This is a genomic window from Nocardia sp. CA-084685 (assembly GCF_050955785.1).
In the GTDB taxonomy this organism is placed as follows: Bacteria; Actinomycetota; Actinomycetes; order Mycobacteriales; family Mycobacteriaceae; genus Nocardia.
This window is the reverse complement of record NZ_CP192094.1, coordinates 4632791-4659199: the sequence shown is the minus strand read 5'-3', so window position 1 is coordinate 4659199 and position 26409 is coordinate 4632791. Positions and strand designations below refer to the sequence as shown.

Annotated in this window: 25 protein-coding genes; 11 read left to right on the top strand and 14 right to left on the bottom strand. The window is 64.6% G+C overall.

Going from position 1 to position 26409, the window contains the following annotated elements:
• Positions 1–10: 10 nt before the first annotated feature.
• The 7 genes from nuoF to ACQP2U_RS21120 form a co-directional block, all read right to left on the bottom strand.
• Positions 11–1324: an NADH-quinone oxidoreductase subunit NuoF gene (gene nuoF / locus ACQP2U_RS21150; RefSeq protein ID WP_433716246.1), complete on the bottom strand. Its 1314-nt coding sequence runs from the start codon at positions 1322–1324 to the stop codon at positions 11–13.
• Between the two features lie 2 nt (positions 1325–1326).
• On the bottom strand, positions 1327–2034 hold the full coding sequence (gene nuoE, locus ACQP2U_RS21145; protein ID WP_433716245.1) for an NADH-quinone oxidoreductase subunit NuoE: 708 nt from the start codon (positions 2032–2034) through the stop codon (positions 1327–1329).
• Complete coding sequence (locus tag ACQP2U_RS21140; RefSeq protein WP_433716244.1) at positions 2031–3365, bottom strand: NADH-quinone oxidoreductase subunit D; 1335 nt, start codon at positions 3363–3365, stop codon at positions 2031–2033. Before ACQP2U_RS21140 ends, nuoE begins: the two co-directional genes overlap by 4 nt.
• The gene (locus ACQP2U_RS21135) at positions 3365–4135 is read right to left on the bottom strand and encodes an NADH-quinone oxidoreductase subunit C (RefSeq protein WP_433716243.1); all 771 of its coding nucleotides are present in this window, start codon (positions 4133–4135) and stop codon (positions 3365–3367) included. Before ACQP2U_RS21135 ends, ACQP2U_RS21140 begins: the two co-directional genes overlap by 1 nt.
• Positions 4132–4686 carry a NuoB/complex I 20 kDa subunit family protein gene (locus ACQP2U_RS21130; protein WP_040690435.1) on the bottom strand — a complete coding sequence of 185 codons (555 nt, stop codon included), beginning with the start codon at positions 4684–4686 and terminating at the stop codon, positions 4132–4134. Before ACQP2U_RS21130 ends, ACQP2U_RS21135 begins: the two co-directional genes overlap by 4 nt.
• A 77-nt stretch (positions 4687–4763) precedes the next feature.
• Positions 4764–5132, bottom strand: coding sequence for an NADH-quinone oxidoreductase subunit A (locus ACQP2U_RS21125; protein WP_373283164.1), 369 nt, complete (start codon positions 5130–5132; stop codon positions 4764–4766).
• 409 nt (positions 5133–5541) lie between these two features.
• On the bottom strand, positions 5542–5952 hold the full coding sequence (locus ACQP2U_RS21120) for an Rv3143 family two-component system response regulator (RefSeq protein ID WP_433716242.1): 411 nt from the start codon (positions 5950–5952) through the stop codon (positions 5542–5544).
• A 196-nt stretch (positions 5953–6148) separates the two neighbouring features.
• On the opposite strand from ACQP2U_RS21120, the gene ACQP2U_RS21115 reads away from it, so the two are divergent.
• The 3 genes from ACQP2U_RS21115 to ACQP2U_RS21105 are packed head-to-tail and all read left to right on the top strand — an operon-like array spanning position 6149 to position 9546.
• Positions 6149–7690 carry a hypothetical protein gene (locus ACQP2U_RS21115; protein WP_433716241.1) on the top strand — a complete coding sequence of 514 codons (1542 nt, stop codon included), beginning with the start codon at positions 6149–6151 and terminating at the stop codon, positions 7688–7690.
• Between the two features lie 3 nt (positions 7691–7693).
• Positions 7694–8137, top strand: a complete 444-nt coding sequence (locus ACQP2U_RS21110; RefSeq protein ID WP_433716240.1) for a hypothetical protein — start codon at positions 7694–7696, stop codon at positions 8135–8137.
• A complete protein-coding gene (locus ACQP2U_RS21105) occupies positions 8134–9546 on the top strand; it encodes a hypothetical protein (RefSeq protein WP_433716239.1) in 1413 nt (470 codons plus the stop codon). The genes ACQP2U_RS21110 and ACQP2U_RS21105 overlap by 4 nt, the downstream gene beginning before the upstream one ends.
• Positions 9547–9708: 162 nt before the next feature.
• On the opposite strand, the gene ACQP2U_RS21100 is transcribed toward ACQP2U_RS21105, so the two are convergent.
• Together ACQP2U_RS21100 and ACQP2U_RS21095 are read right to left on the bottom strand one after the other, a co-directional pair.
• Positions 9709–10566 (bottom strand): class I SAM-dependent methyltransferase, encoded by an 858-nt coding sequence (locus ACQP2U_RS21100; protein WP_433716238.1) that lies wholly within the window; start codon positions 10564–10566, stop codon positions 9709–9711.
• Positions 10567–10964: 398 nt separating this feature from the next.
• Positions 10965–11831 (bottom strand): LysR family transcriptional regulator, encoded by an 867-nt coding sequence (locus ACQP2U_RS21095; RefSeq protein WP_433716237.1) that lies wholly within the window; start codon positions 11829–11831, stop codon positions 10965–10967.
• Positions 11832–12064: 233 nt separating this feature from the next.
• On the opposite strand from ACQP2U_RS21095, the gene ACQP2U_RS21090 reads away from it, so the two are divergent.
• The 5 genes from ACQP2U_RS21090 (at position 12065) to ACQP2U_RS21070 (ending at position 17010) form a co-directional block, all read left to right on the top strand.
• Positions 12065–13510 (top strand): form I ribulose bisphosphate carboxylase large subunit, encoded by a 1446-nt coding sequence (locus ACQP2U_RS21090; RefSeq protein ID WP_433716236.1) that lies wholly within the window; start codon positions 12065–12067, stop codon positions 13508–13510.
• A 17-nt stretch (positions 13511–13527) separates the two neighbouring features.
• Complete coding sequence (locus ACQP2U_RS21085; RefSeq protein ID WP_397029826.1) at positions 13528–13950, top strand: ribulose bisphosphate carboxylase small subunit; 423 nt, start codon at positions 13528–13530, stop codon at positions 13948–13950.
• A gap of 61 nt (positions 13951–14011) precedes the next feature.
• Entirely contained in the window at positions 14012–15037 is a 1026-nt protein-coding gene (locus tag ACQP2U_RS21080) for an AAA family ATPase (protein ID WP_433716235.1), read from the top strand.
• A 15-nt stretch (positions 15038–15052) separates the two neighbouring features.
• Positions 15053–16117 carry a class 1 fructose-bisphosphatase gene (locus ACQP2U_RS21075; protein ID WP_433716234.1) on the top strand — a complete coding sequence of 355 codons (1065 nt, stop codon included), beginning with the start codon at positions 15053–15055 and terminating at the stop codon, positions 16115–16117.
• 14 nt (positions 16118–16131) lie between these two features.
• Positions 16132–17010: a phosphoribulokinase gene (locus ACQP2U_RS21070; protein WP_364356518.1), complete on the top strand. Its 879-nt coding sequence runs from the start codon at positions 16132–16134 to the stop codon at positions 17008–17010.
• A gap of 1005 nt (positions 17011–18015) precedes the next feature.
• On the opposite strand, the gene ACQP2U_RS21065 is transcribed toward ACQP2U_RS21070, so the two are convergent.
• The 5 genes from ACQP2U_RS21065 to ACQP2U_RS21045 all read right to left on the bottom strand — a co-directional run bounded on the left by ACQP2U_RS21065 (position 18016) and on the right by ACQP2U_RS21045 (position 22760).
• A complete protein-coding gene (locus ACQP2U_RS21065; protein ID WP_433716233.1) occupies positions 18016–18393 on the bottom strand; it encodes a PLD nuclease N-terminal domain-containing protein in 378 nt (125 codons plus the stop codon).
• Between the two features lie 120 nt (positions 18394–18513).
• Positions 18514–19764 carry a DNA polymerase IV gene (gene dinB, locus ACQP2U_RS21060; RefSeq protein ID WP_433716540.1) on the bottom strand — a complete coding sequence of 417 codons (1251 nt, stop codon included), beginning with the start codon at positions 19762–19764 and terminating at the stop codon, positions 18514–18516.
• Between the two features lie 487 nt (positions 19765–20251).
• Positions 20252–21703: an amidase gene (locus ACQP2U_RS21055; RefSeq protein WP_433716232.1), complete on the bottom strand. Its 1452-nt coding sequence runs from the start codon at positions 21701–21703 to the stop codon at positions 20252–20254.
• A 326-nt stretch (positions 21704–22029) separates the two neighbouring features.
• Entirely contained in the window at positions 22030–22374 is a 345-nt protein-coding gene (locus ACQP2U_RS21050; RefSeq protein WP_433716231.1) for a winged helix-turn-helix transcriptional regulator, read from the bottom strand.
• A 2-nt stretch (positions 22375–22376) separates the two neighbouring features.
• Positions 22377–22760, bottom strand: coding sequence for a hypothetical protein (locus tag ACQP2U_RS21045; RefSeq protein WP_433716230.1), 384 nt, complete (start codon positions 22758–22760; stop codon positions 22377–22379).
• A gap of 625 nt (positions 22761–23385) precedes the next feature.
• On the opposite strand from ACQP2U_RS21045, the gene ACQP2U_RS21040 reads away from it, so the two are divergent.
• The 3 genes from ACQP2U_RS21040 to ACQP2U_RS21030 are packed head-to-tail and all read left to right on the top strand — an operon-like array spanning position 23386 to position 26400.
• A complete protein-coding gene (locus tag ACQP2U_RS21040; RefSeq protein WP_433716229.1) occupies positions 23386–24627 on the top strand; it encodes a cytochrome P450 in 1242 nt (413 codons plus the stop codon).
• Positions 24624–24821, top strand: coding sequence for a ferredoxin (locus ACQP2U_RS21035; protein ID WP_433716228.1), 198 nt, complete (start codon positions 24624–24626; stop codon positions 24819–24821). Before ACQP2U_RS21040 ends, ACQP2U_RS21035 begins: the two co-directional genes overlap by 4 nt.
• A 49-nt stretch (positions 24822–24870) precedes the next feature.
• Positions 24871–26400, top strand: a complete 1530-nt coding sequence (locus ACQP2U_RS21030) for a GMC family oxidoreductase (protein ID WP_433716227.1) — start codon at positions 24871–24873, stop codon at positions 26398–26400.
• Positions 26401–26409 lie beyond the last annotated feature (9 nt).

The following is a 26409-nucleotide window of genomic DNA, read 5'->3' as shown; positions in this document are numbered from 1 at the left end:
GATGCTGTACTCATTTCACTCCTTCGGCCCAGGCGGTGGATCGCGCGGGATCGAACGGGCAGCCGTCGAGCCGCAGATGGTCGACGTATTCCTCGCGGAAGTACTTCAGCGAGGAGATAATCGGGCTGGCCGCACCGTCGCCGAGTGCGCAGAACGATTTGCCGTTGATGGTGTCGCTGATATCGAGCAGCTTGTCCAGATCCGATTCGGTTCCCCGGCCCGCTTCGATCCGCTTCAGCAACTGGACGAGCCAGTAAGTGCCTTCACGGCAGGGTGTGCATTTACCGCAGGACTCGTGGGCATAGAACTCGGTCCAGCGCAGCACCGCGCGCACTACGCAGGTCGTGTCGTCGAAAATCTGTAATGCCTTGGTGCCCAACATGGATCCGGCACCGGCGACACCCTCGTAGTCGAGCGGCACGTCGAGGTGTTCATCGGTGAACAGCGGCGTCGACGAACCACCGGGCGTCCAGAACTTCACCTGATGTCCGGCGCGCACGCCACCGGCATAGCCGAGCAGTTCGCGCAAGGTAATGCCCAGTGGCGCTTCGTATTGCCCCGGCCGGGCTACGTGCCCCGACAGCGAGTACAGCGTGAAACCCGGGGACTTCTCGCTGCCCATGGACCGGAACCAAGCGGTGCCGTTCAGGATGATCGGCGGCACACTCGCAATGGATTCCACATTGTTGACCACCGTCGGGCAGGCATACAGACCCGCGACAGCTGGGAACGGCGGCCGGAGTCGCGGCTGGCCGCGCCGGCCCTCCAGCGAATCCAGCAGCGCGGTTTCCTCACCGCAGATATATGCCCCGGCACCGGCGTGCACGATGAGTTCCAGGTCGTAGCCCGAGCCCAGAATGTTCTTCCCGAGGAATCCGGCCGCATACGCTTGCGCTACCGCGGCCTGCAGCCGCCGCAATACGGGTACGACCTCACCGCGCACATAGATGAACGCGTGCGCGGCCCGAATCGCATATGCCGCGATGATGACGCCCTCGATGAGGGTGTGCGGGGTGGCCAGCATGAGCGGAATGTCCTTGCAGGTACCGGGCTCCGACTCGTCGGCATTGACGACGAGATAGTGCGGTTTGGTGACCCCGTCCGGCCCAGGACTCTGCGGAATGAAGCTCCATTTCATCCCGGTCGGGAAGCCCGCGCCGCCGCGCCCGCGCAGACCCGCGTCCTTGATGGTCTGGATTACCTGATCCGGATCCATGCGCAGGGCTTTGCGCACCGCCTGATAGCCGTCGTGGCCGCGGTAGTGCTCGATGGTCCAGGACTGCGGGTCGTCCCAGTACCGGGTGAGTACCGGAGTCAGTGTCATGTTCATTCCTCGCCCGGCTTCGGTTGCGGCGCTTGCATATTCTGTTCCTGCGCAACGCGCAGACCGGCCAGTGTCGCCTCGCCCGCCGCACCGTCGAGCACGCCCGGGCGCTCGTCCGGGAACCCCGCCAGGATGCGCGCGGTCTGCTTGAACGTGCACAGCGGCGCACCGCGCGTCGGGGTCACCTGTTCGCCGCGGCGCAGCGAATCCACCAGTGCAGCAGCCGATTCCGGGGTCTGGTTATCGAAGAACTCCCAATTGACCATCACCACCGGCGCAAAATCGCAGGCCGCGTTGCATTCGATGTGTTCGAGGGTGATCGAACCGTCCGTCGTGGTTTCGCCGTGCCCGATGCCGAGTTGGCGCTGCAGGGTCTCGAGAATCGCATCGCCGCCCATTACCGCGCAGAGGGTATTGGTGCAGACGCCGACGTGATAGTCGCCGGTCGGAGTGCGCCGATACATCGAATAGAAGGTCGCCACCGCGGTGACCTCCGCACCGGTCAGTCCCAGCTGCTCGGCGCAGAATTCGATGCCGGTGCCGGTGACACAGCCCTCCTCGGCTTGCACCAGATGCAGCAGCGGCAGCAGCGCCGAGCGCGGCTCCGGATAGCGGGCGATGATCTCCTTGGCATCGACCTCCAATCGCTCGCGCACGAAAGCCGCGAACGGTTGCGGCCGGGTGGACAGCTTCAACAGGATCTCGGTCATCGGTCAACTCCGCCCATCACCGGGTCGATGCTGGCGACGGAGGCGATGACATCGGCGACCATGCCGCCCTCGCACATCGCCGCCACCGCTTGCAGATTCGTGAACGAGGGGTCGCGATAGTGCACCCGATACGGGCGGGTGCCGCCATCGCTGACCATATGCACACCGAGTTCGCCGCGCGGCGACTCCACCGCCACATACACCTGTCCCGCCGGGACCCGGATCCCCTCGGTGACCAGTTTGAAGTGGTGGATGAGCCCCTCCATCGACGTGCCCATGATGCGGCCGATGTGCTTGGGGGAGTTGCCGAGGCCGTCCGGTCCCAGCTGCAGGTCCGCGGGCCAGGCGAGTTTCTTGTCATCCACCATCACCGGACCCGGCCGCAGTTTGTCCAGGCATTGCTCGACGATCTTGAGTGACTCCTTCATCTCCGCGACCCGAATCCAGTAGCGGCCGTAGCAATCGCAGCCGGTGGTTGTGGGCACCTCGAACTCGTAGTTCTCGTAACCGCAGTACGGCGCGGCCTTGCGCAGATCGTGCGGCAGACCGGTCGACCGCAGTACCGGACCGGTGATGCCGAGTGCCATGCAGCCGGTGAGGTCCAAGTAGCCGATGTTCTGAGTGCGTGCCTTCCAGATCGGATTCTGGGTGAGCAGATGATCCATATCGCGCAGCCGCTTCGGTAAGAGCTTCAGCAGCTCACGGACCTTGGTGACGCCATCGTCGGGCAGATCCTGGGCCAGACCACCGGGCCGAATGTAGGCGTGATTCATGCGCAGGCCGGTGATGTTCTCGAAGACATCCAGGATCAGTTCACGTTCTCGGAAACCGAACAGCATCGGGGTGAGCGCGCCCAACTCCATACCACCGGTCGCCAGCGCGACCAGATGGGAGGAGATGCGATTGAGCTCCATGAGCATGACGCGAACGATGGTGGCGCGCTCGGGAATCTGATCCTCGATATCGAGCAGCCGCTCGACCCCGAGGCAGTACGCCGTCTCGTTGAAGAACGGGGACAGATAGTCCATCCGGGTCACGAAGGTGGTGCCCTGCGCCCAGTTCCGGAACTCCAGATTCTTCTCGATGCCGGTGTGTAGGTAGCCGATGCCGCAGCGGGCCTCGGTGACCGTCTCGCCCTCGATTTCCAGGATGAGCCGCAGCACGCCGTGCGTGGAGGGATGCTGCGGACCCATGTTGACGACGATGCGTTCCTCACCCGCGCTGTCGAGGGTTTCGGTGACCGCGTCCCAGTCCTGGCCCGCGACCGTGACCACAGCGGGGTCGGGCCCGGTGTCGTTGCGGACGCCGGGCCGGGTGTCGATGTCGCTCATTACTTGTACGCCCTCCGCTCGTCGGGCGGCGGAATGCGCGCGCCCTTGTACTCGACCGGGATCCCGCCGAGCGGGTAGTCCTTGCGCTGGGGGTGGCCACGCCAGTCGTCGGGCATCGTGATACGCGTCAGCGAGGGGTGCCCGTCGAACAGGATGCCGAAGAAGTCGTAGGTTTCCCGCTCATGCCAGTCGGTGGTCGGATACACGCTGAACAGCGACGGAATATGCGGGTCGGCGTCCGGTGCGGAGACCTCGACGCGCAGGCGCCGATTGTGGGTGATGGACATGAGGTGATAGACCGCGTGCAATTCACGGCCCGCGTCGTCCGGGTAGTGCACGCCGTTCACGCCGAGGCAGAGCTCGAAACGCAGTGCGGCGTAGTCGCGTAACGCCTTGGCGACCGTCACCAGATGTTCGCGCCGCACGTGCAGGGTGAGTTCGCCGCGGAAGACGATCACCTTCTCGATGACGGTCTCCCAGCTGGTGCCGAGCGTGCCCAGTGCGGCATGCAATTCGGTGACCAGCTCGTCGAAGTAGCCGCCGTAGGGTGCCGGAGTGCTGCCGGGCAGCGTCACCGGTCGGACCAGGCGGCCGTAACCGGAGGTGTCGCCGGTGCCGCTGACACCGAACATGCCGCGGCGCACGCCGATCACCTCGGCCGGTGGCGAATCCGGCTCCGGCGGTGTGCCTTCCGGGCCCGCGGTGGCCGCGGCGTCGACGAACTCCTGCGGTGTCCTGGTTTCGGTGTTGTCGGGGGAGTCGAAGGTCATCGCAGCAGACCCTCCATCCGGATGGTCGGCGTGGACGCCAGCGCCGCCGCTTCGGCGGCGCGGATGGCCTCCTCGCGGTTGACGCCGAGTGGCATCTGCTGGATCTTCGCGTGCAGTGTCAGGATCGCGTTCAACAGCATTTCCGGCCGCGGCGGGCAGCCGGGCAGATAGATATCCACCGGCACCACATGGTCCACGCCCTGCACGATGGCGTAGTTGTTGAACATGCCACCAGAGGACGCGCAAACGCCCATGGCCAGCACCCATTTCGGTTCGGTCATCTGGTCATAGACCTGACGCAGCACCGGCGCCATCTTCTGGCTGACCCGGCCCGCGACGATCATCAGATCGGCCTGCCGCGGTGAGGCGCGAAACGCCTCCATACCGAAACGGGCGATATCGAAACGTCCTGCGCCGGTGGCCATCATCTCGATGGCGCAGCAGGCCAGCCCGAAGGTGGCCGGCCACAGCGAGCCCTTGCGCAGATATCCAGCGAAATCTTCGACCGTGCTCAGCAGAAAGCCGCTGGGCAGTTTTTCCTCGAGACCCATGTTCGACTAACTCTCACTTCCACTGTGCGTGCGGCCCGACGCGGCGAAATGCCTTGTGGGCCTGTGCGTATGGGCGATCAGTCCCAGCTGAGACCGCCCCGGCGCCATTCGTAGGCGTAGGCCACCGAGACGTTGAAGATGAACAGCGCCATCGCGGCGAGACCGAAGAGACCGAGCGCATCGAAGTGGACAGCCCACGGGTAGAGGAACACGATCTCGATATCGAAAATGATGAACAGCATGGCGGTGAGGTAGTACTTCACCGGAAAGCGTTGTCCGGTAACACTTCCCGGCCCACCCGCGACGGCGTGCGGTGTCGGTTCGATGCCGCACTCGTAGGCCTCCTGTTTGGCCCGGTTGTAGCGCTTGGGGCCGACGAGGGCCGAGAGAATGACGGAGAACACCGCGAACGCGGCGGCGACCGCGCCGAGGACCAGAGTGGGCATCTCGATATTCACGACTGCACTTCCCCTCCTTGCGAGCTGTAGCTGGCGGTGGGCGTCATGTCCTCCGACGGCGCCGGGGTGTGATGGTCGGCGTCGGAATCATGACGGCAGCTTCCGAGGCGGGCTGACTTCGTTGTCCGCCTCGGTCAGACTCGCCTCATGGCCTGCTCACACCGCGCGGGTCTGTCATATCGAGGCCCGCGCTCATGTGAGCTACGGCACAGCCTACAACCGACGCGAGGGTTCGACCGTTTATTCGATTGGGGACTTTGATCGAAAACCGGACTGCTATTTATGACTGAATCGGGGGTAATCCGACCCGTCGGATCGCTAAGTGATAGCACCGTCACGTGACATCGAAGTGCCCGCGTCCTGCGAGAAGACGCGGGCACGAGATTCGGTGATCGGGTCAGGCCGCCGGGCGATTGTGCAATACGGCGACGACGGCCTCGGTCAGCCGGATCGGATCGATCGGATGGGCCACGGCAGCCTCGGCGCGCGACCAGTTCGCGAGCCAGGCGTCGTCGGGGCGTCCGGTGAGCACCAGAACCGGTGGACACTCGGCGATCTCGTCCTTGAGTTGCTTGGCGATGCCGAGCCCGCCCGCCGGGGCGGATTCCCCGTCCAGGATTGCCAGGTCGATACCGCCCGCATCCATCTGCTCGATGACCACGGGCGCGGTCGCCACCTCGAGGTATTCGAAGGCGGGGAGCTCGGGGTGCGGGTTTCTGCCCAGTGCCAGCATTACTTGACGCCGGGTATCGGCGTCGTTGCTGTAGACCAGGACCCGCAGTGGGGTGGAACGAATCGCGTCGGCCACGCAGGGATGGTACGTCGGGGCAGGGGTGCGGCGTGGCAGGTTGGCACAGATTGGTCAGCGCGCGTCACGCTGTCGCCGGAAGGGGGGCGTGGAATGCGTGCGGGGCCAAGGTGATCGAAAGCGATTGCCTGGGGGATGGCAGCCGGCGAAGCCGGCGGGGTGGGTGAGCTCAGTTCGGGCCGGTAGCATCCCGAAAATGCGGGGAGATATCACGCGCGAACTCGTCGAAACCGACGTGTGGACCGACGAGATGGTGGGCCGGGCGGGCATTCCGGTGGTGGATGTGCCGTTCGTGACCATCGGCAGCGGGATCGGCTCCTTCGTCACCTATGACACCCTGCGCATCTACGGCGTTCCCGCAGCAGCGATGGCGGTGCTCGGCCCGCAGGAGGTGCCGTGGTCGTCGTATGAGTATCTGACGCGGGTATCGCAGATTCCACGCGGGGAGCGATTGCGCAGCGACTCGGCCTCGACGCCGGACAATATCTGGGGCTTTCCGTCCTATGCGGTGCGTGAGGCATGGGCGGAGAAAACGGTCCGGCCGTTGTGGAATGTGTTCACCGAGCCGATCTTCAGCAATTACTACACCCCCCGGGCGGGGCAGGCGTTCGTCGCGATGGAACGGGAGTTCCATCGGATCGGATACGCGGGTTCGTTGCACAAAGGGCATGTGCGCATGGTGCGCAAACGTGCTGGCGGTGGGTATTTCAGTATCCTCACCCCGCCCTCGGGTGCGGCCCCGACCAAGCGGATCGCCTTTCGCAGCACGTATGTCCACGTGGGCGTCGGTTATCCGGGGCTGAAGTTGTTGCCGGATTTGCAGGAGTATCGGGAGAAGTATCGAGATCCCACACGGGTAGTCAATGCGTATGAACCGCATGAACACGTGTATCAGGCACTACAGCGCAGGCCGGGGAAGGTGATGATCCGCGGTAGCGGGATCGTGGCCAGCCGGGTATTGCAGCGTCTCATCGATGACCGGGACAAACTGCGGCTCGATACCCAGATACTGCATCTGTTTCGGCACTATGTGGCCGCAGCACACGGACCGAATATTTTCAGTCGGCGCAAGGGCGGCGACGGCTGGTCCTACCAGGGATTCAACTATCCGAAGTCGGTATGGGGCGGGCAGCTCAAAGCGAAAATGCGCGCACTGCAAGGAGCGCAGCGCGCGCAGGCCTACCAGGAGATGGGCGGGACCAACACTCCGCTGCGCTCGAATTGGCAGGAGCAACTGCGGCGCGGACGGAAGCAGGGGTGGTATCAGGTGATGGCGGGTAGTGCGCGCGATCTGCGCCCCGCGCGCGGGCAGAGCGGGGTGACCACCACGATCGTGCCGGATCTCACGGCGGCACTGCCGTTTCCGCCGCCGACCCAGCCGTTCGACATTTCGGCCGATTACATCATCGACTGCACCGGGCTGGAGGCCGATGTGCGCGAACATCGGTTGCTGGCGGATCTGCTGGATCATGCCGGGGCCGGGCGTAATCCGGTGGGACGCATGGATGTGGCGACCACCTTCGAGTTGATCGGTACCCGAAGTGGCAGCGGACGCATCTATGCATCAGGTAGTGCGACGCTGGGTGGACCGTTTCCGGGAGTGGACACCTTCCTCGGGTTGCACATCTCGGCGCAGGAGATCGCGGACGACCTTGCGGCACTGGGTTTCTGCGAGCGGATGGGACCGCTGCGGTCGACTCGGCAATGGTGGTTGTGGGCTACGAACAAGAAGATCTGATCGATGCTGCTTACCTTGAACGGGCGGATCCAGACCCGCATACTCGCGCTCGGCATTATCGGATTGCTGGTCACGGCGATCATTACACCGGTTCTGCCGACCGGACCGCTGTCACTGGGCAATGCCTATCGGGTGACGTTGTCGGTGTTGCTGGCGACCGTGCTCATCGGCGTACTGTGGGAATTGCTCTACCACTTTCTGCAGCAATTCCGGTGGGAGAAGGACTGGCCCACGCTGTTCGGCTTCTGGACGGTGATCAACGAGGCGGCGCTGATGTGGGTCCTCGTAGACCACACCACCATTGTGCTGCCGCGTGCGTTGCATCCGTCGCTGACGGCATTCCTCATCCAGTTCATCGTGACGTGGATCGTGTTCTGGCTCATCGTGAACGGGCCGCTGCGGGTGGTGTTCCATCGGTGGCGGTTCCAGGGTGGGCGATTTCTGTGAGTCCGCAGCTCGAGGTGCTGCCGGGAGGTACACATCTGATCGCGAACGATGGCGGCGTTGTGCTGATCGTCGCGCACCGTTCGGACATTGCCGCCGACGCCGAATCGCCTGCGGCGCGGACGATGGCGGCCCTGCTCGTGCTGGTGCGCGAGGCCGGTGCCGCGGAGTTACCGCGCAGCGGACGCCTGTTCGCACGACGTGCCACCACGTGGTTGATGAGTCTCGACGACGAGGACCACGTGGAATTCGGCGTGATCACCCCGAGCGCGACCGGCGTGGCGCTATTCCTGCACGGCGGGGTGACCGCGGTGCTGGAGAGCTCGGATCGCACCGAAATATTGCGCGGCAGGGACGCCGGATTCACGGTCGACCGCGTGGTGATCCCGGCACCCGAGATCGGGATCGGGCTGTTCGTGGACGAAGACGGGATGACCGAGTCGGCGCTGCCCCGCCGCGGGATCGCCGGACTCGGTGATGGAACGGTGCCCGGTGCCGGGGCGGTGTTGTGGGTCGGGGTGCCTGTGTCGGGTCGTGCGCCGGCGGTGCGGAGCTCTCCTGAGGTCGACTCGGTGCGAGATGGAGTGCTTCAGGCCGTCGCATCGGTGGACGGTGTGGCAGCAGTGCCGCAGGTCGAGGATGCCGACCGGCACGAATTCGCGAGTCAACCGGTCGAAGTTATCGGTCCGGTGGCGATCAGTTCGCAAGGCCAAGTCGAGCCCCGGCTGGAAGGCGGTGCGGTGCGGCCGCCGATCGGGGGCGGTTCGGCGGGAAAGGCGGCGCCATGGGAGCGCGCGTCCGCGATGGGCATGCGAAATCTGGCGCCGAGGAATGCGGTATCGAGCGTCGGAGAACGGCGGCGAGTTGGTCTGCGGAAGGGCACGCGGTCCGAGATCGGCGTGCCGGAAGTGTCGCCGAATGGGGTCGGCGACAACGGTAGGGCGGTCGTTCGGGGGTTCATGTGCTCGCGGCAGCATCTGAACGATCCGCGGGTGTCGTTCTGCGCGGCATGTGGGATTCGGATGGATCAACTGACCTGTGTGTTGACCGAGGGAGTGCGACCTCCGCTGGGATTGTTGATGCTCGATGACGGGACGTCGTTCGTACTCGATAACGACATCGTCCTCGGACGAGAACCCGAACACGCCGAGGCGGTGCGACGCGGCGCGCGACCGATCCGGTTGCCGGACAGTTCGGGGGCGATGTCACGGGCGCATGTGGAGGTTCGGCTCGTCGAATGGGATGTCGCCGTGGTCGATCAGGGTTCGGCCAACGGCACCTACATCCGCATGCCCGGCCACCAGGATTGGATCCGCGCCATGCCGAACCAGCTCACCATGCTGGTCGCCGGTGCGCAGATCCTGCTCGGTGGCCGCATCCTCACCTTCGACTCCCAACACAGCCAGTTCTGACCCGGAACCGTCCTTCGCAGTCTAGTGGTAGCCGTTGGCGACGGCGATGGACTGGAACGTCAGCTCGGCCACGCGGGCGGCGGCCATCCTTTTTCGATCAACTGCCGAACCAGCGCAGTTGCGGCTGTCGGGATGAAAACGAAGTAGACCCGGGCGCGGGCACTAGTCGCGCTGGAAGCGGACGATGCCGGACCAGGGGTTGCGTCCGGGTTTGCGTGGGTCGGGCTGGGGGAGAAAGGTGAACGGGCGCAGGTACCAGGGAGCGCGGTCGAGTTTGCGGGCGTGCACGAGCAGATGCTCGACTTCGCGCGGACGCCAGCCGAGATCCTCGAAGTAGGCGACGCCGTTGCGAGGTTCGAAGATAAGGGGTGCGTTCTCGAACATCGAACCCGAGCGCATGCGGTGCATCGCCACGGTGACGTCCATGACCCACCAGCGGATCTCCGGCCGAGAGAGGGCGGCGGCAATGGTGCGGACCGTCTCCTCCGCCAGATACATCAGCAGACCTTCGGTGAGCACCAAAGCCTTTGTGGCGGGAGTATTTTCGGGCCCGAGAGGGCCGAGTGCCCAGTCCAGGAAGGTCGCGAGCGCGGCCGGATCGGCCAGGTCGACACTACGGCGGATCAGCGCACAGTGCGGGTTCTCATCCGCTAGGGCGGCCTCCTTCTCCGCGGTGAGCGCGGGCAGATCGGCCTCCACCCAGACGAAATCGTCGGGCAGAGCGAGGCGGTAGGGTCGGGTGTCGAGTCCGGCGGCGAGATTGAGCACGCGGTCGCAGCCCTCGGCGATAGCAGTCGCGATCAGGTCGTCGATGATTTTGGTTCGGGTGACCACCGGCCAGCCGTTGCGCATCATCCGCGACGCGGCCGCCACCATGGCATATCCGCGCGCACCGGCCAGGCGTTCGGCGAGCGGATCGCGGAAGAGCGCATCCGCGCGCGCGGTCTCCATCGCGCGATAGGCGGCCACCCAGCGCGCGGTATCGGACACATTCGAAATCAATGCTTCCCCACCAGCCATGCGCGCCAGTCTGGCACAGCGGTGCCCCTCTGCCGGGGCAGGGTCCCTCGCGGGGCATCCGATAGAATTGCGGCCGAGAAATCGGACCAATGATATTCACGGGCTTGTAACAGCGAAACCTGCTGCTGAGCCGGTATTCGGTTCAGAATCATTACAGCGGCGAATTCACCGCCGACAACCTGCGCGATCATTGTGATCGCCAGTCGGGTGGAGTCCGGGTGCCGTGCCCCCGGACTCCACCGCCCGGGGTTCCAGATAGCTTGTGCGCCACCCGCTTCGGCTGCTCGGCGAACGCAGTGATGTAGCGGTCGATCCGGCGTGGGCGACCACCATTCGACTGCGTTCGACGTAACCCCCGAGCCACGGCTCGATACGGCAGGAGCTATCCGGCCGCGGCGCTAGCCGGGGTGGAAGGCGCGCGCGCCCACTTCGGTTGGATCGAGCAGATGGGTGAGAAACAGGCGGGCGGTCGGGGTAGGAGTGCGAGTGGTGACGGCGTGCCATGGACGGTCCATGGGGGTGCCGTCGACCGGAAGAACATGCAGCAGACCGGATTCCAAGTCTTGGGCCAATGCGTCGGTGTGAATGAGGGTCACGCCCAAACCTTCACGGGCGGCGGCCAGGACGGCACCGTGGCTGCCGAGGGTGAGGGTGGGCGGGGAGATTTCCAGGTGATCGATGAGGCTGAGGGTGGCGTCGCGGGTGCCGGAGCCGCGGCCACGTAGCAGCCAGGTGCTGCGCAGCGGATCGGGGCAGCCGGGCGCGCCGACGACGACGAGCTGACTGGGCCGTCGGGCGCGGATGACCAGCCCGGTGTCGCGTGGCGGGCGCCCGGCGATGACGAGATCGGTTTCGTGGTGGTGCAATTCGAGGAACAACACGTCGCGCGGGTGCACCGACAGACTCAGTTCGATATCCGGATAGCGATTCCGGAATGACGCCAGCGGCCCGAGCAGCACATACTCACCCGCCGTTGCGACCACACCGATCCGCAACTTGCCGGTTTCGGCCCGGCGAACCGCGGCATTGGCCTCTTTCATCAGGCCGAGGATGGTGCGGCAATATTCGGAGTAGACCCGCCCGGCCTCGGTGAGCGCGATACCGCGCCCCGCCTTGGCGATGAGCTTTGCCCCGAGCTGTTTTTCGATGTGCGCGACGGCCGCGGAAACGGCGGCCTCGGTGATGTGCAGCTGGGTCGCAGCGCGGCGAATGCTGCCCTGTCGAGCCACGGCCAGGAATGTTTCCATCCTCGTCGCACTCACCATGCCCACAATCCGACGGTATCAAACTCAATGAATCCGTTGAGTATTCCGAGGAACAATCAAATTGTTTGTCATCGGCAACGCCGTCATCCTTGAACTCAGTAGGCGTTCACCCCACGTCTCAGGCGCAGCATCCCGCACAACACCCGAGCCGAGGTGTCCTGCTCGATATCCCGGGCGCGGGTGCCTCGCGCAACTCATCCCGAGCGCGGATCACCCGCAAAACGAGCGGAGCAATGATGACCGACGAAACCGAACCCAACCGCTGGGATCCGGGTGTCCACTCCTACGCTTCGATGGGCTACTACGCCCCGGACTATGTCCCCAAAGATACCGACGTCCTGGCCGTCTTCCGCGTGACCCCGCAGAAGGGTGTGGATCCGATCGAGGCCGCGGCCGCCGTCGCGGGCGAATCATCCACTGCCACATGGACTGTCGTATGGACTGACCGTCTCACCGCACACGACCGTTATCAGGCCAAGTGCTACCGCATCGATGAGGTTCCCGGCCGCTCCGGCGAGTACTTCGCCTATATCGCCTACGACCTCGACCTGTTCGAAGAGGGCTCGATCACCAACCTCACCTCCTCGATCATCGGGAATGTCTTCGGCTTCAAGCCACTGCTGGCATTGCGCCTGGAGGATATGCGGATTCCGGTGGCCTACGTAAAAACCTTCCAGGGCCCGCCGCACGGCACCGTGATGGAACGCGAGTACCTGAACAAATACGGCAGGCCGCTGCTCGGTGCGACGGTGAAGCCGAAACTCGGGCTCTCCGCGCGGAACTACGGCCGGGTGATCTACGAGGCATGCAAGGGCGGACTGGATTTCACCAAGGACGACGAGAACATCAACTCCCAGCCGTTCATGCGTTGGCGCGACCGGTATCTGTTCGCCATGGAGGGCGTCAACCGCGCGATGGCCGAAACCGGTGAGATCAAGGGGCATTACCTCAATGTCACCGCGGCGACCATGGAGGAAATGTACGAGCGTGCCGAGTTCGCCAAGCAGCTGGGCAGCGTCGTGATCATGATGGATCTGACGGTGGGATTCACTGCCATGCAGTCGATGTCGCACTGGGCGCGGCGCAATGGCGTGCTGCTGCACCTGCATCGGGCCGGGCACTCCACCTACACGCGGCAGAAGACCCACGGCGTGAGCTTCCGGGTACTGGCCAAGTGGTGTCGGCTGATCGGCGTCGATCACCTGCACGCGGGCACCGTGGTCGGCAAGCTCGAGGGTGATCCGGCGACCACCCGGGGCTTCTACGACACCTTGCGGGAGAACCACATTCCGACCAATCCCGGCAACGGCATCTTCTTCGACCAGTATTGGGCCAGCCTGGGCGGTGTCATGCCGGTGGCCTCCGGCGGCATTCACGCTGGCCAGATGCACCAGCTGCTCGACCTTTTCGGCGATGACGTGATCTTGCAATTCGGCGGCGGCACCATCGGCCATCCGCTCGGCATCGCCGCGGGGGCGGAGGCGAACCGAGTGGCGCTGGAGGCGGTCGTCAAGGCACGCAATGAGGGTCGCGATCTGCTCGAAGAAGGTCCGGATGTGCTGCGCAAGGCGGCGCAGATGTGCCGCCCGCTCGAGGTCGCGCTTTCGACCTGGGGCGATGTCACCTTCGACTACACCTCCACCGACGCGCCGGATGCCGTTCCGACGGCCAGCCGCTGAACGACAGGAACCCGCACATGTATCTGCGTCACGGAACGTTCTCGTATCTGCCCGAACTCACCGACGCCGAAATCGCCGCCCAGGTGCGTTACGCCTTGCTGAACAACTGGCCGGTGTCCATCGAATACACCGATGATCCGCATCCTCGCAACGCCTACTGGGAGATGTGGGGACTTCCGCTGTTCGATCTGGATGAGCCCGACGGCGTGCTCGCCGAGATCGACGCGTGCCGCAGTACCTTTCCGCGGCATTACATTCGGGTTCTCGCCTACGACGCGCGCTACGGCAGGCAGACCACCGCACTGAGCTTTCTGGTGCAGCGTCCCGTCGATGAGCCCGGATTCGTGCTGACCCGCACCGAGGGGCCGGACCGGCGTCAGACCTACGGTCTGCATTCGTATGCCACCGACGAACGGCCGGGTGCTCGGTATGGTGGCTGAAAGGTCGAGCGCGGCAAGCGGTTTCCGATTGCACCGGCCCGGTGCAGACGACGGCAGGCCGGTGCGAGCTGTACCCGCGGACGCACCGCCGGAAGAGCTGCTGGCCGAGGACGCGGTGCTGGATCTGTCCAGCGATATCGCGGGCAATGACGTCGCGGACGTATTGACCAGGCTCGATGCCGAACTCGTCGGTCTGGCGAATGTGAAGCGGCGGGTGCGTGAGATCGCGGCACTGCTGCTGATCGATCGGGCCAGGCAGCGCTTCGGCCTGCAGGCATCCCGCCCGACCATGCATATGAGCTTCACCGGCGGTCCCGGCACCGGCAAGACCACCGTCGCCCTGCGGATGGCCGAGATGCTGCACGCACTCGGCTATATCCGTAAACCCAAGGTGCACACGGTAACTCGTGACGACCTGGTGGGCCAGTTCATCGGACACACCGCACCCAAAACCAAGGAGGCGCTGGCCAAGGCGGCCGGGGGAGTGCTGTTCATCGATGAGGCCTACTACCTGTTCCGGCCGGAGAACGAACGCGATTATGGACAGGAAGTCATCGAAATCCTGCTGCAGGAGATGGAGAGCGAGCGCACCAGTCTGGTGGTGATCTTCGCGGGCTATCCGGATCGGATGGACAGATTCTTCTCCGCCAATCCAGGGTTGTCTTCACGGGTGGCCCATCATCTGGAATTCAGCGACTACACCCACGACCAGTTGATACGTATCGCCGAACTCATGGTGGCACGGGACAATTTCCGCTTCGACGATCCCGGATACGCCGCCTTCGATGAATATCTCACACTGCGGATGACCCGCCCCCGATTCTCCAATGCGCGCAGCGTGCGCAACGCCTTGGACCGCTGCCGGTTACGGCAGGCCAAGCGGTTGGTCGAGTTGCGGCGACCGCTCACCAAAACCGACCTGATCACGCTGACCGACGCAGATGTCTACGGCAGCAGTGTATTCCACGGCATGAGCGACGGGCCCGGAGGCGGTAGCTCGCATGAGCACACAGGGCCCCGGGAACGTCGCCGATCGGACACAGCAGGACCGCAGCCGGATGGGCCGACCGCAAGGGCCCCCGCGTGACGAGATCGAGAACTCATGCCAGAAGGACTGAAGACCCTCACCCGATACACGATCGAGGAGGAGCACCGGCATCCCGGATCGTCCGGTGAATTCTCCGCTCTGGTGAATGTCGTCGCGACCGCGACGAAAATCATCGCCAACCAGGTGACCAGGGGTGCCATTGTCGGCTCACTGGGCGCCTCCGAACCCGATAACCTGCCGCCGACGGTGCACCGCAAACTCGACGCCATCGCCAATGACATCATGGTGGCCGAGACCCAATGGACGGGGCATCTGTCGGCGCTGCTGTCGGAGCAGATGACCGATATCCATCCGGTGCCGGACATACACCGGCGCGGCAAATATCTACTGGCCTTCGATCCATTGGACGGATCCTCGAATATCGATGTGAACCTGCCTGTCGGAACGATTTTCAGTGTGCTGCGGGCATCGGACAGCACTGCGCCGAGCACCGCGGACTTTTTGCAGCCGGGCGTGCGGCAGGTCTGCGCGGGATTCACGCTGTACGGACCGGCGACGATGCTGGTGCTCACCACCGGCAGTGGTGTCGACGGATTCACCCTGGACCGGGAGATCGGGGCATTCGTGTTGACTCATCCGCGGATGCGAATTCCAGAGGACACGTCCGGATTCGCGATCAATGCCGCCAATGAGCGGTTCTGGGAAGGGCCGGTGCGGCGGTATGTCCACGAATGTCTCGATGGCGTGGACGGGCCGCGGGGGCGGGATTTCAATATGCGCTGGGTCGCGTCCTTGGTGGCGGACACCTTCCACATCCTGACCCGCGGCGGGGTCTACCTGTATCCGCACGATACTCGGCGACCGGGGCGGGTGTCGTTGCTCTACGGCGCGAATCCGATCGCCTACATCGTCGAACAGGCCGGAGGCTGGGCGACCACCGGCGGTGATCGGGTGCTGGAGGTGGTGCCGGAGCAGGTGCACCAGCAGGTGCCGCTGATCTTCGGTTCGCGCAATGAGGTCGCGCGGATCGAGCGCTATCACAGCGAGCCCGAAGCAGGTCCCAGCTTCGACAGTTCACTGTTCGGGTCGCGGTCGTTGTTCCGTCCGTCCGGGCGCTGAGTCGAGGAGATGTCATGTCGGTCAAACATCCCGTTGTCGCCATTACCGGATCCTCCGGTGCTGGCACGACCAGTGTCACGCGGACCTTTCAGGAGATATTCCGCCGCGAAGGCATCAACGCTGTGGTCGTGGAGGGGGATTCGTTCCATCGCTACGACCGCAACGAGATGAAGCTCGCGATGGCCGAGGCGGAGCAGAGCCACAATCGCACCTTTTCGCATTTCGGTGAGGAGGCGAATTTGCTGAAAGAGCTCGAGACGCTGTTCCGGGATTACGGTGAGACCGGCGTGGGTTCGGTGCGCAAGTATCTGCACGACGAGTTGGAAGCCAAACCCTATGGGCAACCGGCAGGCACCTTCACGCCGTGGGAAGATCTGACACCGGGCAGCGATCTGCTGTTCTACGAGGGACTGCACGGCGCCGCCGTTACTGATTCGGTGAATGTCGCACAATACGCCGATCTGCTGGTCGGAGTGGTGCCGATCGTCAACCTCGAATGGACCCAGAAGGTCATCCGCGACAAGACCGAACGCGGCTATTCCAGTGAGGCCGTGATCGATACGATCCTACGCCGCATGCCCGATTACGTGAAATACATCTGCCCCCAATTCTCCCACACCTACGTCAACTTCCAGCGCGTCCCCACTGTCGATACCTCGAATCCCTTCATCGCCAGAACCATTCCCACCGCTGACGAAAGTTTCGTCGTCATCCGCTTCGCCGACCCCAAGGTCATCGACTTCCCCTATCTGCTGTCCATGCTGCACGACTCCTTCATGTCCCGCCCCAACTGCATCGTCGTACCCGGCGGCAAAATGGAATTGGCCATGCAACTCATCTTCACACCCCTCATCCTGCGACTGATGGATAAGCGCCCCAAGCGTTCTCGCTGATCGGCGGTGCGGCGCGCTTCTGCGATGCCAAGGGGCAAGGACGCCCACCGCGCCCACCGCTTCCTGGAAGATCCTATCGGACAGGGCATTTCGGTCGATATCACCACCCAGCGTTGGAAGCTGGACCGCGAGACGCCTTCGCTGCCCGTTCGCATCGGTCGTCTGGGCGGGCAGATTTTCGCGATGCCGCCGATCGGTGCGCTGCGGCTCGACCGCCGAAACCGCAGCGGTAGGTGGCTTCGACAACGACCTCGTCCCCGCAGGCGCGCTCACTGCCGTCATACCCGCTACCCCGGAGACTCGAAGCGACCACCGCCATGGTGGTCGCTTCGGATTCCGGCGAAGAAGCAAACGAGCCGCACTGGGCCGCCATATATTCAGAGGCACCAGACCAAGTTCGCTGATCCTGGCATAGGAATCGTGAAGCACAGGCCGATCGAGCCATCTACGGGCGTAGCGGAAGTCTCACTGGCGGAGGCGGTGGATGCCCCAATGACGCCGAGACTCAGTGCGATTACGGTTGCGCCGACGGAACCGGCGATTCTGGTAAACATCTGATTGTCTCTTCTCATGTGGGGTGTAGCCAGAAGGTGCGGACGAAGGAAGCGCGAGAAGCGAGCGCCTCGGACATTTTGTGCTACGCAACCATCGTCCGCGTATTCGTGTCCATCAACAAGGGACCTTTGACCCGAACCCCGGCATCGGAAGATTCTAGCTATCGAAGAGTTTTTCCGGGGTCAGCGTCTTGCTCGAATTCGAAAACATACGCTGACCTATATCCGTTATGTCCCTTTTCTTATGATTTTTGCCGACCATTTTCCATTGTCGGCCGATCAATTCAGTCGCGTAACTGTAAACCGCTCCCACGTAGGCTTTCCGCGCCTTGTACCCCCTGAACAGCCCGAAGTCGAGTTTTAACGCAGGTAACCCGAAAAGCGGCCGCTGGATCGGCGCCGTGCACAGGTACGCGCCGCCCTCGACGACATGACACGCAAGCGCTGCGGCTTACAGATCGCCCTGCTCGCGGCGGCGGTCCAACTCGCGCTGGCGCTCTTCCTCTTGGCGACGGGCCTCGCGGCGCTGGGACTCGGCGCGTTCGCGCAGACCGCGCAGGAAGGCTTCGTCATCGTCCGGGTTCTGCGGGACGTAGCGGCCGGGGCGGTCGTATCCGGCGTAGCGGGTGGTGGAACGCGGCGCGCCTTCGTGCAGGGGTCGGCCCGCGAACAGCCACAACAGCGCGCCCACGGTTGGCACCAGGATGACGACGATGAGCCACGCCGATTTCGGTAGATTCCGGATCCCCGCGTCGAGGCAGGTGATGATGTCGACCAGGCAGTAGACCCACAGGGCCAATGTGATCAGACCGAATACGGCGTATGGCATCGAAATCTCCTCGGGCGCACGGCAATAGCAACGGCCTGCTCATCCGTGGTTTCCGAAAGTTCGATGGTCACCCCCCGCCGAACCGGCCTGCACGGAGGATACCCGTCGCGTTCGAGTGCATCAGTCCGGCAGCAGCGGAACCGAGAGACCTTCGCCGCGGCCGATCAGGGCGGCTCGGGTGACGGCCGATGAGCCGAAGCGGCGGCGCAGGTCGTCGAGGGTGGCATCGAGGGTGTTGGTGGCCCGGGGTTCCAACGGCAGCGTGAGTTGGACGGCGTCGGCATTCTCGAGATTGGTCAGTGCCAAGCCGATCAGGGTGAGGCCGCGCTCTTGGATCATGGGCATCGCGGTGCTGAGCAAGGTGCGTGCGGCGTAGCGGATGGTCTCGGTGTGATCGGTGGCCTCGGGCAGGGTGTGCGAGCGGGTGGCGCGGGTGAAATCGTCGAAACGCATGCGTAGCACCACGGTTCGGGTCACCCGGTGGGCCGCGCGCAGCCGAGCGCCGAGACGGTCGGTGAGGCCGTGCAGATAGGCCTCGATCTCGTCGGGCGGTCGGTACCGACGACCGAGTGCGCGTTGCGCGCCGATGGAGCGGCGGCGGACCCCGGTTTCGACGCGACGCGGATCGCGCGCCCACGACAGTGCGTACAGGTGCCGGGCAGCGGCGGGTCCGAGGATGGCGCGCAACGATGATTCGCCGAGTTCGGCGAGTTGTCCGATGCGGGTGATCCCGTGTTCGCGCAGGGTGCGAGAGGTGACCTCGCCGACGCCCCACAGTCGTTCGACCGGCAGCGGATGCAGGAAATCGACTTCGAGTTCCGGCGGCACCAGGCGCAAACCATCCGGTTTGGCGACTGCGCTCGCCACCTTGGCCAGGAATTTCGTGCGCGCGATACCGACCGAGATCGGCAGCCCGACCTGCTCGCGCACCGCATCTCGCAACCGCTGCCCGATCTCGACGGGTTCACCCGCGATCCGGCGCAGCCCACCCACATCGAGAAACGCCTCATCGATGGAAATGCCCTCGACGATCGGCGTGGTGTTGTGGAAGATCTCGAAGACGGCCTTACTCGCCTCGGCATAGGCCGACATCCGCGGCGGCACCACCATCGCATGCGGGCAAAGTCGCAGCGCCGCACCACCATTCATCGGCGTGCGCACCCCGAACGCCTTCGCCTCATAGCTGGCCGCCAGCACAACCCCACCACCGACGATCACCGGCCGCCCCCGCAGCCGCGGATTATCGCGCTGTTCCACGGAGGCATAGAACGAGTCGAGATCCGCATGCAGGATCGACGCCTCGGCCCGCGCCTCGATCCGCGGCCGTCGGGGACGCGGCGAATTCGGGCGGGCAGACTCGGACACGAACATATGTTCGCATAGACAACGCTCTAGCGAGTAGACGCCGATCACTGCGGTGTCGGACAACGGTCCATGCTTCCGCGGCGAGATCTTCAAGACCGCGTTCGCCGGACCAGACCCGCTACTGCGACACGTCCGTACCCGGGTCCGGTCACCGCAGACGAACGGTGTGATCGAGCGGTTCTCGGCACCCGAAATACGAGCACCTGTTTCGTGGCGTGATCGCCGACGCCGATGCCCTGGACCTGGATGTTCACCGATTCCGGGTCATCTACGACACGATCAGGCCACACCAGGCCATCGACGACCGGGTACCCAGCTCAGCCTTCACGGCTGCGAGCAGCTGAGAACCGCTCGATATGCGGCAATGCCGCGCGTTGCCGAGAACGCCCCGTGGTAGTGGCGGATGTTGACTTCTGCAACGATGCTCGGGTCGTCGTGGTCGGTTGCCGTTTCTGCGGGAGCTTCGTCCTGGGTGGGCAGCCGGTGGTGTGGGTTACTTCGGTGCCTGGAAGCCGCCGATCTTCTGCTCGAGTAGTTCGGCCAGCCGTAATGGGGTGCGGTCCTCGAACATCGGACCGATGAGCTGCACTCCCACCGGCAGGCCTTCGGGGGACCGGCCCGTGGGGATGGCGGTGGCGGGCAGGCCGGGCATGGTGGCCACACCGGCCCAGACGAGCTGGTCGAAGTACGGGTACTCGACGCCGTCGATGTCGATGTGCCGGTTCTCCAGATCCTCGTTGTGGTCGTGCGGGAAGGCCGGTGTCGGCGTGATGGGGCACACCACGGCATCGAACTCGGCGAAGAGTTGCCGCCAGCCGTGGCGGTGGAGTTCGCGACGGTTGTTCGCCTCGACCCAGTCGCGGTGGCTGAGCACCATGCCGCGCAGCCGCGCCGCATCGAGACTCCGGTCGTCCGCGCTCAGGGCGGCGGCGTGGGTCTGCAGCTGTTCGTACACGTCGACGGAAAGACTTGTGGCGGCATTCGACAGCATTAGCAGCATGTAGAGCGTCGCCGCTTCGGTCGGATCGGGCAGCAGCGGACTGCGCCGTTCGACGCGCGCGCCCTCGTCGACGAGCGCCTCGGCGACCCGGTTCACCCCCGCCCGCACCGCCGATCCGGTCGGAATGAGCGGATGGTCCTCGATGATCAGGACACGGAAGTCCGACAGCCGCTCGTGGCGCGCGGGCGGCAGTGCGACGTCATAGGCGACGCCGTGGGTCAGCGGGTCCGGTCCGGCCATCACGTCGAGCAGGAGCGTGAGGTCGCGGGCGGTGCGCGCCATCGGGCCGACGACGGCGAGGTCGAGGTCGATCGGCAAGGCCGGCGCGGGCGGCGCGACCATGCCGCGGGTCGGCGCCAGTCCGAGTGTCGGCTTGTGTGCGTAGATGCCGCAGAAATGCGCGGGGGTGCGCAGCGAACCGGCGAGGTCGGAGCCGATGGACAGCGCGCCGAATCCGGACGCCAGGGCGGCCGCCGAACCGCCGGAGGACCCACCCGACGTGCGGGCGTGATCCCACGGATTGTTGGTGGTGCCGTAGATCTCGTTGAAGCTCTGGATATCTCGCAGTATCACCGGCACATTGGTCTTACCGAGCAGCACCGCGCCGGCCGCCTTCAACCGCGACACCTGTACCGCGTCCTCGGCCGGCACATAATCCTTGTACTGAGCCATGCCCCAGGTCGTGGGCAGCCCTGCCATGTTGTAGGACTCCTTGACCGTCACCGGAATACCGAGCAACGGCCGGTTCTCGCCGCGGGCGCGCGCCTGGTCGGCAGCGCGCGCGGCGGCCCGCGCATTATCGAAATCCGGTACACAGATCGCGTTGATCACCTTGTCGTCACGCTCGATACGCGCGATCGCCTCCTCGGTCAGTTCCACCGAGGTCACTTCACCAGCATCCAAAGCGGCCGCGAGTTCTTCGGCCGACTGAAAATTCCACGTCATGAATCCGACGTTATTGGCCAGCGGCACAGGACATAAAACGCCTCTTCGCACAACGGGAAAGTCGAACCGACCACCCGCACCGGCAAAGTCACGCACTCGTTGCGCCATCGAGGACGGCCCACCCCAGGTCGCAGCGTCAGCAGTGGGCAACTCCATTAGCACAGGCCATGAAAAGCCGCTTCGCACAACGCGATAGATATCTCAGTCATGTTCCTCTCCGGCCCCGGATTCGCCCGACTGCCGGCCATGGCGACGCGCGGCGGGATCGGTGTCGGCCAGGAAGTTTCGGCCCTCGGCATGTGCGTACGTTCGGTCGGAGCGTCGACTCATCCATCGTCGTTTTGCCACTCCGCCGCCCACTGCGTCAGCGGTGCGAGCCGCTTGACGAGTGTGCGCCCGGCGCGGGTCAGCCGGTACCCCTGCTCGTGTTCGACGAAGCGCGCCTCGGTGAGCTCGGATAGCCGACGGGTCAGCACGCTCGAGGAGAGGTCGCCGCATGCGGTGCGCAGTTCGCGGAAGGTGAGCGGGCCTGGGGCCCGATCGAGTTCCCAGATCACCCGCAGCACCCAGCGCCGCCCGATCAGATCGAACAGGGCCATGATCGGGCGCCCGGTGGTCGATCCGCGCACCGGGCGTCCCGGGCGTGGCGGGCGTGGCGTTTCGGTTGCCACGGTCACGCCGCGTGCGGCGGGGGTGAATCTTCCAGTCGTCGTGCCATTTCCGCGATGGCCGCGCGCAGTGCTCGGTACGGTCGCAGGAACAGTGTCACGTGGGTCAGGCTGCCGGTCTCGGAGAGCTCTTCCCGCAGCACCCCCTGGAGTTCCTGGTCGGCGAATCGTGCGGTGAAGGCGAACATCCGCTGCTGCCCGTCGGTCCACTGCCGGGTCTGGTGCACCGAGTCGAGCACCGTCGCGATCGTGGCCAGCAGGTGCGCCGCGCGGGCCCGGCCGTGGTAATCGGCGACCGGGCTCGAGAAGGTCGCCTCCTCGGCGAGCAAGGCCGGCAGTTGTGTGGAGTCTTTCGATTGCCACACCTGCAGTATGAGACTTTCAGTCATGCCTCTATTTTAGAGGCACGCTGGGTCCGCGCCAGTCCCCGCCGTGCCAGGGGTGCATCCAGACCGGGTGGCGGGAATCAGGAACAGGGCGAACAGTCGGCGGACCACCGTGGGCGTCGCCCACCCGGGGGTCTGGCGTCAGCTTGCCTGACCCCGGTCTCCGCAGGCGGACCTCGCCCAGAAGTAGTACAACAACAATCGCGTCGACGTGGTTCCGGTCGGTGAATTCCGTACGTGGAGATCAACTATGACTACGCCGTCGATGGCCCATCGCCGGTCTGGGTTCATCCGCGCTGACGGGGAGATGCGAACACTGTCCTGCATCAGCCCCGACCCGAACTTCCGCGAACTCGTTCCGAGGGCGACAGAAGGCGACCGCCCGCCTCGCACGAGAACCATTGAGTCCGAGCGCTATCCGTAGAGCAGTAGCGAGTCCTTCGGGGGCCCGATGGACTACCGAGAGCTGTCGATTAATAGCCTATAGACATTCTTGAGCGACGCTTCGAAGAGGCTGGGGTGACAACAAGATCGCATCGACAAGCCTCTATCCAGGCATTTCATTGTGCTAGTCAAATTGAAATCAGTTCAGTATGCTGGCGTCGAAACCGACCGAGGAGACGTCGCCATGACGCAGACCACAAACCATTCCGAGGCACCCGATCGAGACCTGGGCGGATGCCCCGTCATGCATCGCGACTTCGCATCCCCGCAGGCGGCCGGCCGACATTGGGAGCTGGCGGACGAACTGCGCGAGACGAGCCCGGTCTTCTTCAATACCTTCGCCCAGGGCTACTGGGTTTTCACCCGTCATGACGCGGTACGCGACATCTACAAATTGCCGGAGGTGTTCTCGAGCGAGTCGATCACACCTTGGGAGCCGGATCCGATCTACCGCTTCGTCCCGACGCAGATCGACGCGCCCGACCACATCAAGTACCGCAAGATCGTCAACGCGTGGTTCTCGCCGCACGCGATCGACGAGGCCGAACAGACGATGCGCGATCGGTGCCGCAAACTCGTCGAGGAGGTGGCCCCCACGGGTAGGTCCAACTTTGTCGGCGAGTTCGCCCTGCGCTTTCCCACCGAGGCGTTCCTGAGCGTGATCGGCATCGATCCTTCCGACGCGGACCTGTTCGTGCCGTGGGTCGAGGACTTCTTCGGCGGGTTCGGCGGCGACCCCGCCGGTTTGGAGCCGATGGGCAAGGCGCTCGAGGGTATCCGCGAGTACTGGGTCGCGGCCCTCGCGCAGCGACGGGCCGATCCGGTGCCTCGTCAAGGCGACCTCGCCACGCACCTGCTGCATTCGACCTTCGACGATCGTCCGCTCACCGACGCCGAGATGCTCGACATGCTCACGGTGCTGGTGCTGGCCGGGCTCGACACGACCCGCGGCACCCTCGGCTACCTGTTCCGCCACCTCGCTACGCACCCCGAGCATCGCAGGCAGCTCATCGAACAGCCGGAGCTGATCCCATCCGCGGTGGAAGAGGTGCTGCGTTTGTACACGATCGTTTTCGGCGACGGCCGAAAGGTGACTCGCGACATCGAGTTTCACGGTGTCCAGCTGAAGCAGGGCGATATGGTCTACGCGCTCGTCTCCGGAGCGAACCGAGATCCGCGTGCGTACGACCAGGCCGACGAGTTCGTCATCGATCGCCAGCGCAATCAGCACATGGGCTTCGCGAACGGCCCGCACCGGTGCCTCGGCTCCCATCTCGCGCGGCGCGAGCTGCGGATCGCGGTCGAGGAGTGGCTGCGGGTGATCCCGGACTTCCATATCGCGGGCGAGGAAGAGCTGACCGAGCGCGGTGGCGGCGCGATGATGACGCTGACCCGGCTGCCGCTGGCCTGGGCGGTGCAGTCGTGAGACTGACGATCGACGGCGCGAGCTGCACCGGGCACGGCCGCTGCTATTCGATGGCGCCGGACTTGCTCACCTGCGATGACGAAGGTTTTGTCGCAATGCGGGATCAGCCGATCGAGGTGCCCAACGATCAGGCCGGGGCCGCGGCCGACGCGGCCGGGACCTGCCCCGAAGGGGCCATCACCTTGGGCGCGTAGTGACTTGTCGCTACCCGAATGCCCACCCGCTCATCGAGGAGACGTAAAAATGGCAAGACGCATAGTGGTGGTCGGCGGAGGCTCCGGCGGTTGTGTCATGGCCGCCCGACTGTCCGAGGACGAAGACAGTGACGTTGTGCTGGTCGAGGCTGGGCCGGACTATCCGACGCTCGACGACCTGCATGAGCATGTGAAAGATGCCTTCACCTTCGGGTTCACCTCACACGACTGGGGCTATGTCTCGGAGGACCACATCCCTGGTTCCGCCAATGCGCCGACATTCGCCATTGTCGAGCAGGGCGTACTTCCGGTGCTGCGCGGCAAAGTGATGGGTGGCTCGTCCTCGGTCAACGCCACGAACGCGCTGCGCCCGACCCCGCGCGATTTCGAACAGTGGGTAGGCCTCGGCTTGGACAAATGGTCCTGGGACGAGGTCCTGCCATATCTGAAGCGACTCGAGCGCGATCCGGTCGGCGGTCCACTGCACGGCACCGACGGACCCGTCCCGATAACACGATGGAGTGAAGGCGACGGTCTGCGGCCGTTCATGGCGGCCTTCGTCGAATCGGCCGCCAGCCTGGGCTACCAGGTTGTCCACGATCTCAATGGTGAAAGCCAGCTCGGCGTCGGCCCGGTCCCGATGAACCAGCAGGACGGAATCAGACAGAGCACCGCGGTGACCTATCTCGCGGCCGCCCGTGGTCGCCAGAACCTCACGGTGCGTGGCGGCGCCGATGTCGACCGGCTCGAGATCGTGGACGGCCGACCACGTGCGGTAGTGCTCGCCGACGGCGAACGCATCGACGCGGACCTGGTGGTGCTGTGCGCGGGATCAATCGGTACGCCGTCGATCCTGATGCGATCCGGAATCGGACCCGCGGAAGTGCTCGAGCAGTTGAACATCCCGGTTGAAGTGCCACTGGAAGGCGTTGGGCGCAATCTCCGCGATCATCCCCTGGTGTACATGACCTATACCGGCGATGCGGAGGCTATCGGCGAACTCCTGCCACCGCTGCAGGTCGTGCTGACGACCAGCGCGGCCGGACCGGGCGGTTCTGCGGAGATCGACCTGCACATGATCCCGTTCACCCTCGAGCCCGGTTCGATTCTGGTCGCGGTCGGTCTTGTTCGGCCCTACTCGATCGGTTCCACCGAGATCAGATCCGCTGATCCCGGCACCGACCCGCGCATCCTGCTGAATCTCCTGCATCACCCCGACGATCTGCGCCGCCTGGTGCGCGGCATCGAACTCACGCGGCAGGTGATGAAGTCCGGACCGCTCGCGAAATACGTCGGCGAAGAGTTGTGGCCCGGGCCGTCGGCGGTGACGACCGGTCAACTCACCCAAGCGGTCCTGGAAGCCAAGAACACCTATGCGCATGCGGTGGGCACCGCGGCTATGGGCGAAGCGGGCAGTCCGTGGGCGGTGGTCGGACAGGACTGCAAGGTGCACGGTCTCGATGCGCTGTACATCGCCGACGCATCGGTGATGCCGACCATCGTCGGTGTGCCGACCAACACCACCACGATGATGATCGCCGAACGGTGCGCGGACTTCATCAAAGAAATATCCAAGTAGATCAAGGCA

Bases quoted from the DNA above. Each gene is read 5' to 3' on its own strand.
- nuoF (WP_433716246.1), bottom strand. From the start codon at position 1,324: ATGACACTGACTCCGGTACTCACCCGGTACTGGGACGACCCGCAGTCC.
- nuoE (WP_433716245.1), bottom strand. From the start codon at position 2,034: ATGACCGAGATCCTGTTGAAGCTGTCCACCCGGCCGCAACCGTTCGCG.
- ACQP2U_RS21140 (WP_433716244.1), bottom strand. From the start codon at position 3,365: ATGAGCGACATCGACACCCGGCCCGGCGTCCGCAACGACACCGGGCCC.
- ACQP2U_RS21135 (WP_433716243.1), bottom strand. From the start codon at position 4,135: ATGACCTTCGACTCCCCCGACAACACCGAAACCAGGACACCGCAGGAG.
- ACQP2U_RS21130 (WP_040690435.1), bottom strand. From the start codon at position 4,686: ATGGGTCTCGAGGAAAAACTGCCCAGCGGCTTTCTGCTGAGCACGGTC.
- ACQP2U_RS21125 (WP_373283164.1), bottom strand. From the start codon at position 5,132: ATGCCCACTCTGGTCCTCGGCGCGGTCGCCGCCGCGTTCGCGGTGTTC.
- ACQP2U_RS21115 (WP_433716241.1), top strand. From the start codon at position 6,149: ATGCGGGGAGATATCACGCGCGAACTCGTCGAAACCGACGTGTGGACC.
- ACQP2U_RS21110 (WP_433716240.1), top strand. From the start codon at position 7,694: ATGCTGCTTACCTTGAACGGGCGGATCCAGACCCGCATACTCGCGCTC.
- ACQP2U_RS21100 (WP_433716238.1), bottom strand. From the start codon at position 10,566: ATGGCTGGTGGGGAAGCATTGATTTCGAATGTGTCCGATACCGCGCGC.
- ACQP2U_RS21095 (WP_433716237.1), bottom strand. From the start codon at position 11,831: ATGGTGAGTGCGACGAGGATGGAAACATTCCTGGCCGTGGCTCGACAG.
- ACQP2U_RS21090 (WP_433716236.1), top strand. From the start codon at position 12,065: ATGATGACCGACGAAACCGAACCCAACCGCTGGGATCCGGGTGTCCAC.
- ACQP2U_RS21085 (WP_397029826.1), top strand. From the start codon at position 13,528: ATGTATCTGCGTCACGGAACGTTCTCGTATCTGCCCGAACTCACCGAC.
- ACQP2U_RS21075 (WP_433716234.1), top strand. From the start codon at position 15,053: ATGCCAGAAGGACTGAAGACCCTCACCCGATACACGATCGAGGAGGAG.
- ACQP2U_RS21070 (WP_364356518.1), top strand. From the start codon at position 16,132: ATGTCGGTCAAACATCCCGTTGTCGCCATTACCGGATCCTCCGGTGCT.
- ACQP2U_RS21065 (WP_433716233.1), bottom strand. From the start codon at position 18,393: ATGCCATACGCCGTATTCGGTCTGATCACATTGGCCCTGTGGGTCTAC.
- dinB (WP_433716540.1), bottom strand. From the start codon at position 19,764: ATGTTCGTGTCCGAGTCTGCCCGCCCGAATTCGCCGCGTCCCCGACGG.
- ACQP2U_RS21055 (WP_433716232.1), bottom strand. From the start codon at position 21,703: ATGACGTGGAATTTTCAGTCGGCCGAAGAACTCGCGGCCGCTTTGGAT.
- ACQP2U_RS21045 (WP_433716230.1), bottom strand. From the start codon at position 22,760: ATGACTGAAAGTCTCATACTGCAGGTGTGGCAATCGAAAGACTCCACA.
- ACQP2U_RS21040 (WP_433716229.1), top strand. From the start codon at position 23,386: ATGACGCAGACCACAAACCATTCCGAGGCACCCGATCGAGACCTGGGC.
- ACQP2U_RS21030 (WP_433716227.1), top strand. From the start codon at position 24,871: ATGGCAAGACGCATAGTGGTGGTCGGCGGAGGCTCCGGCGGTTGTGTC.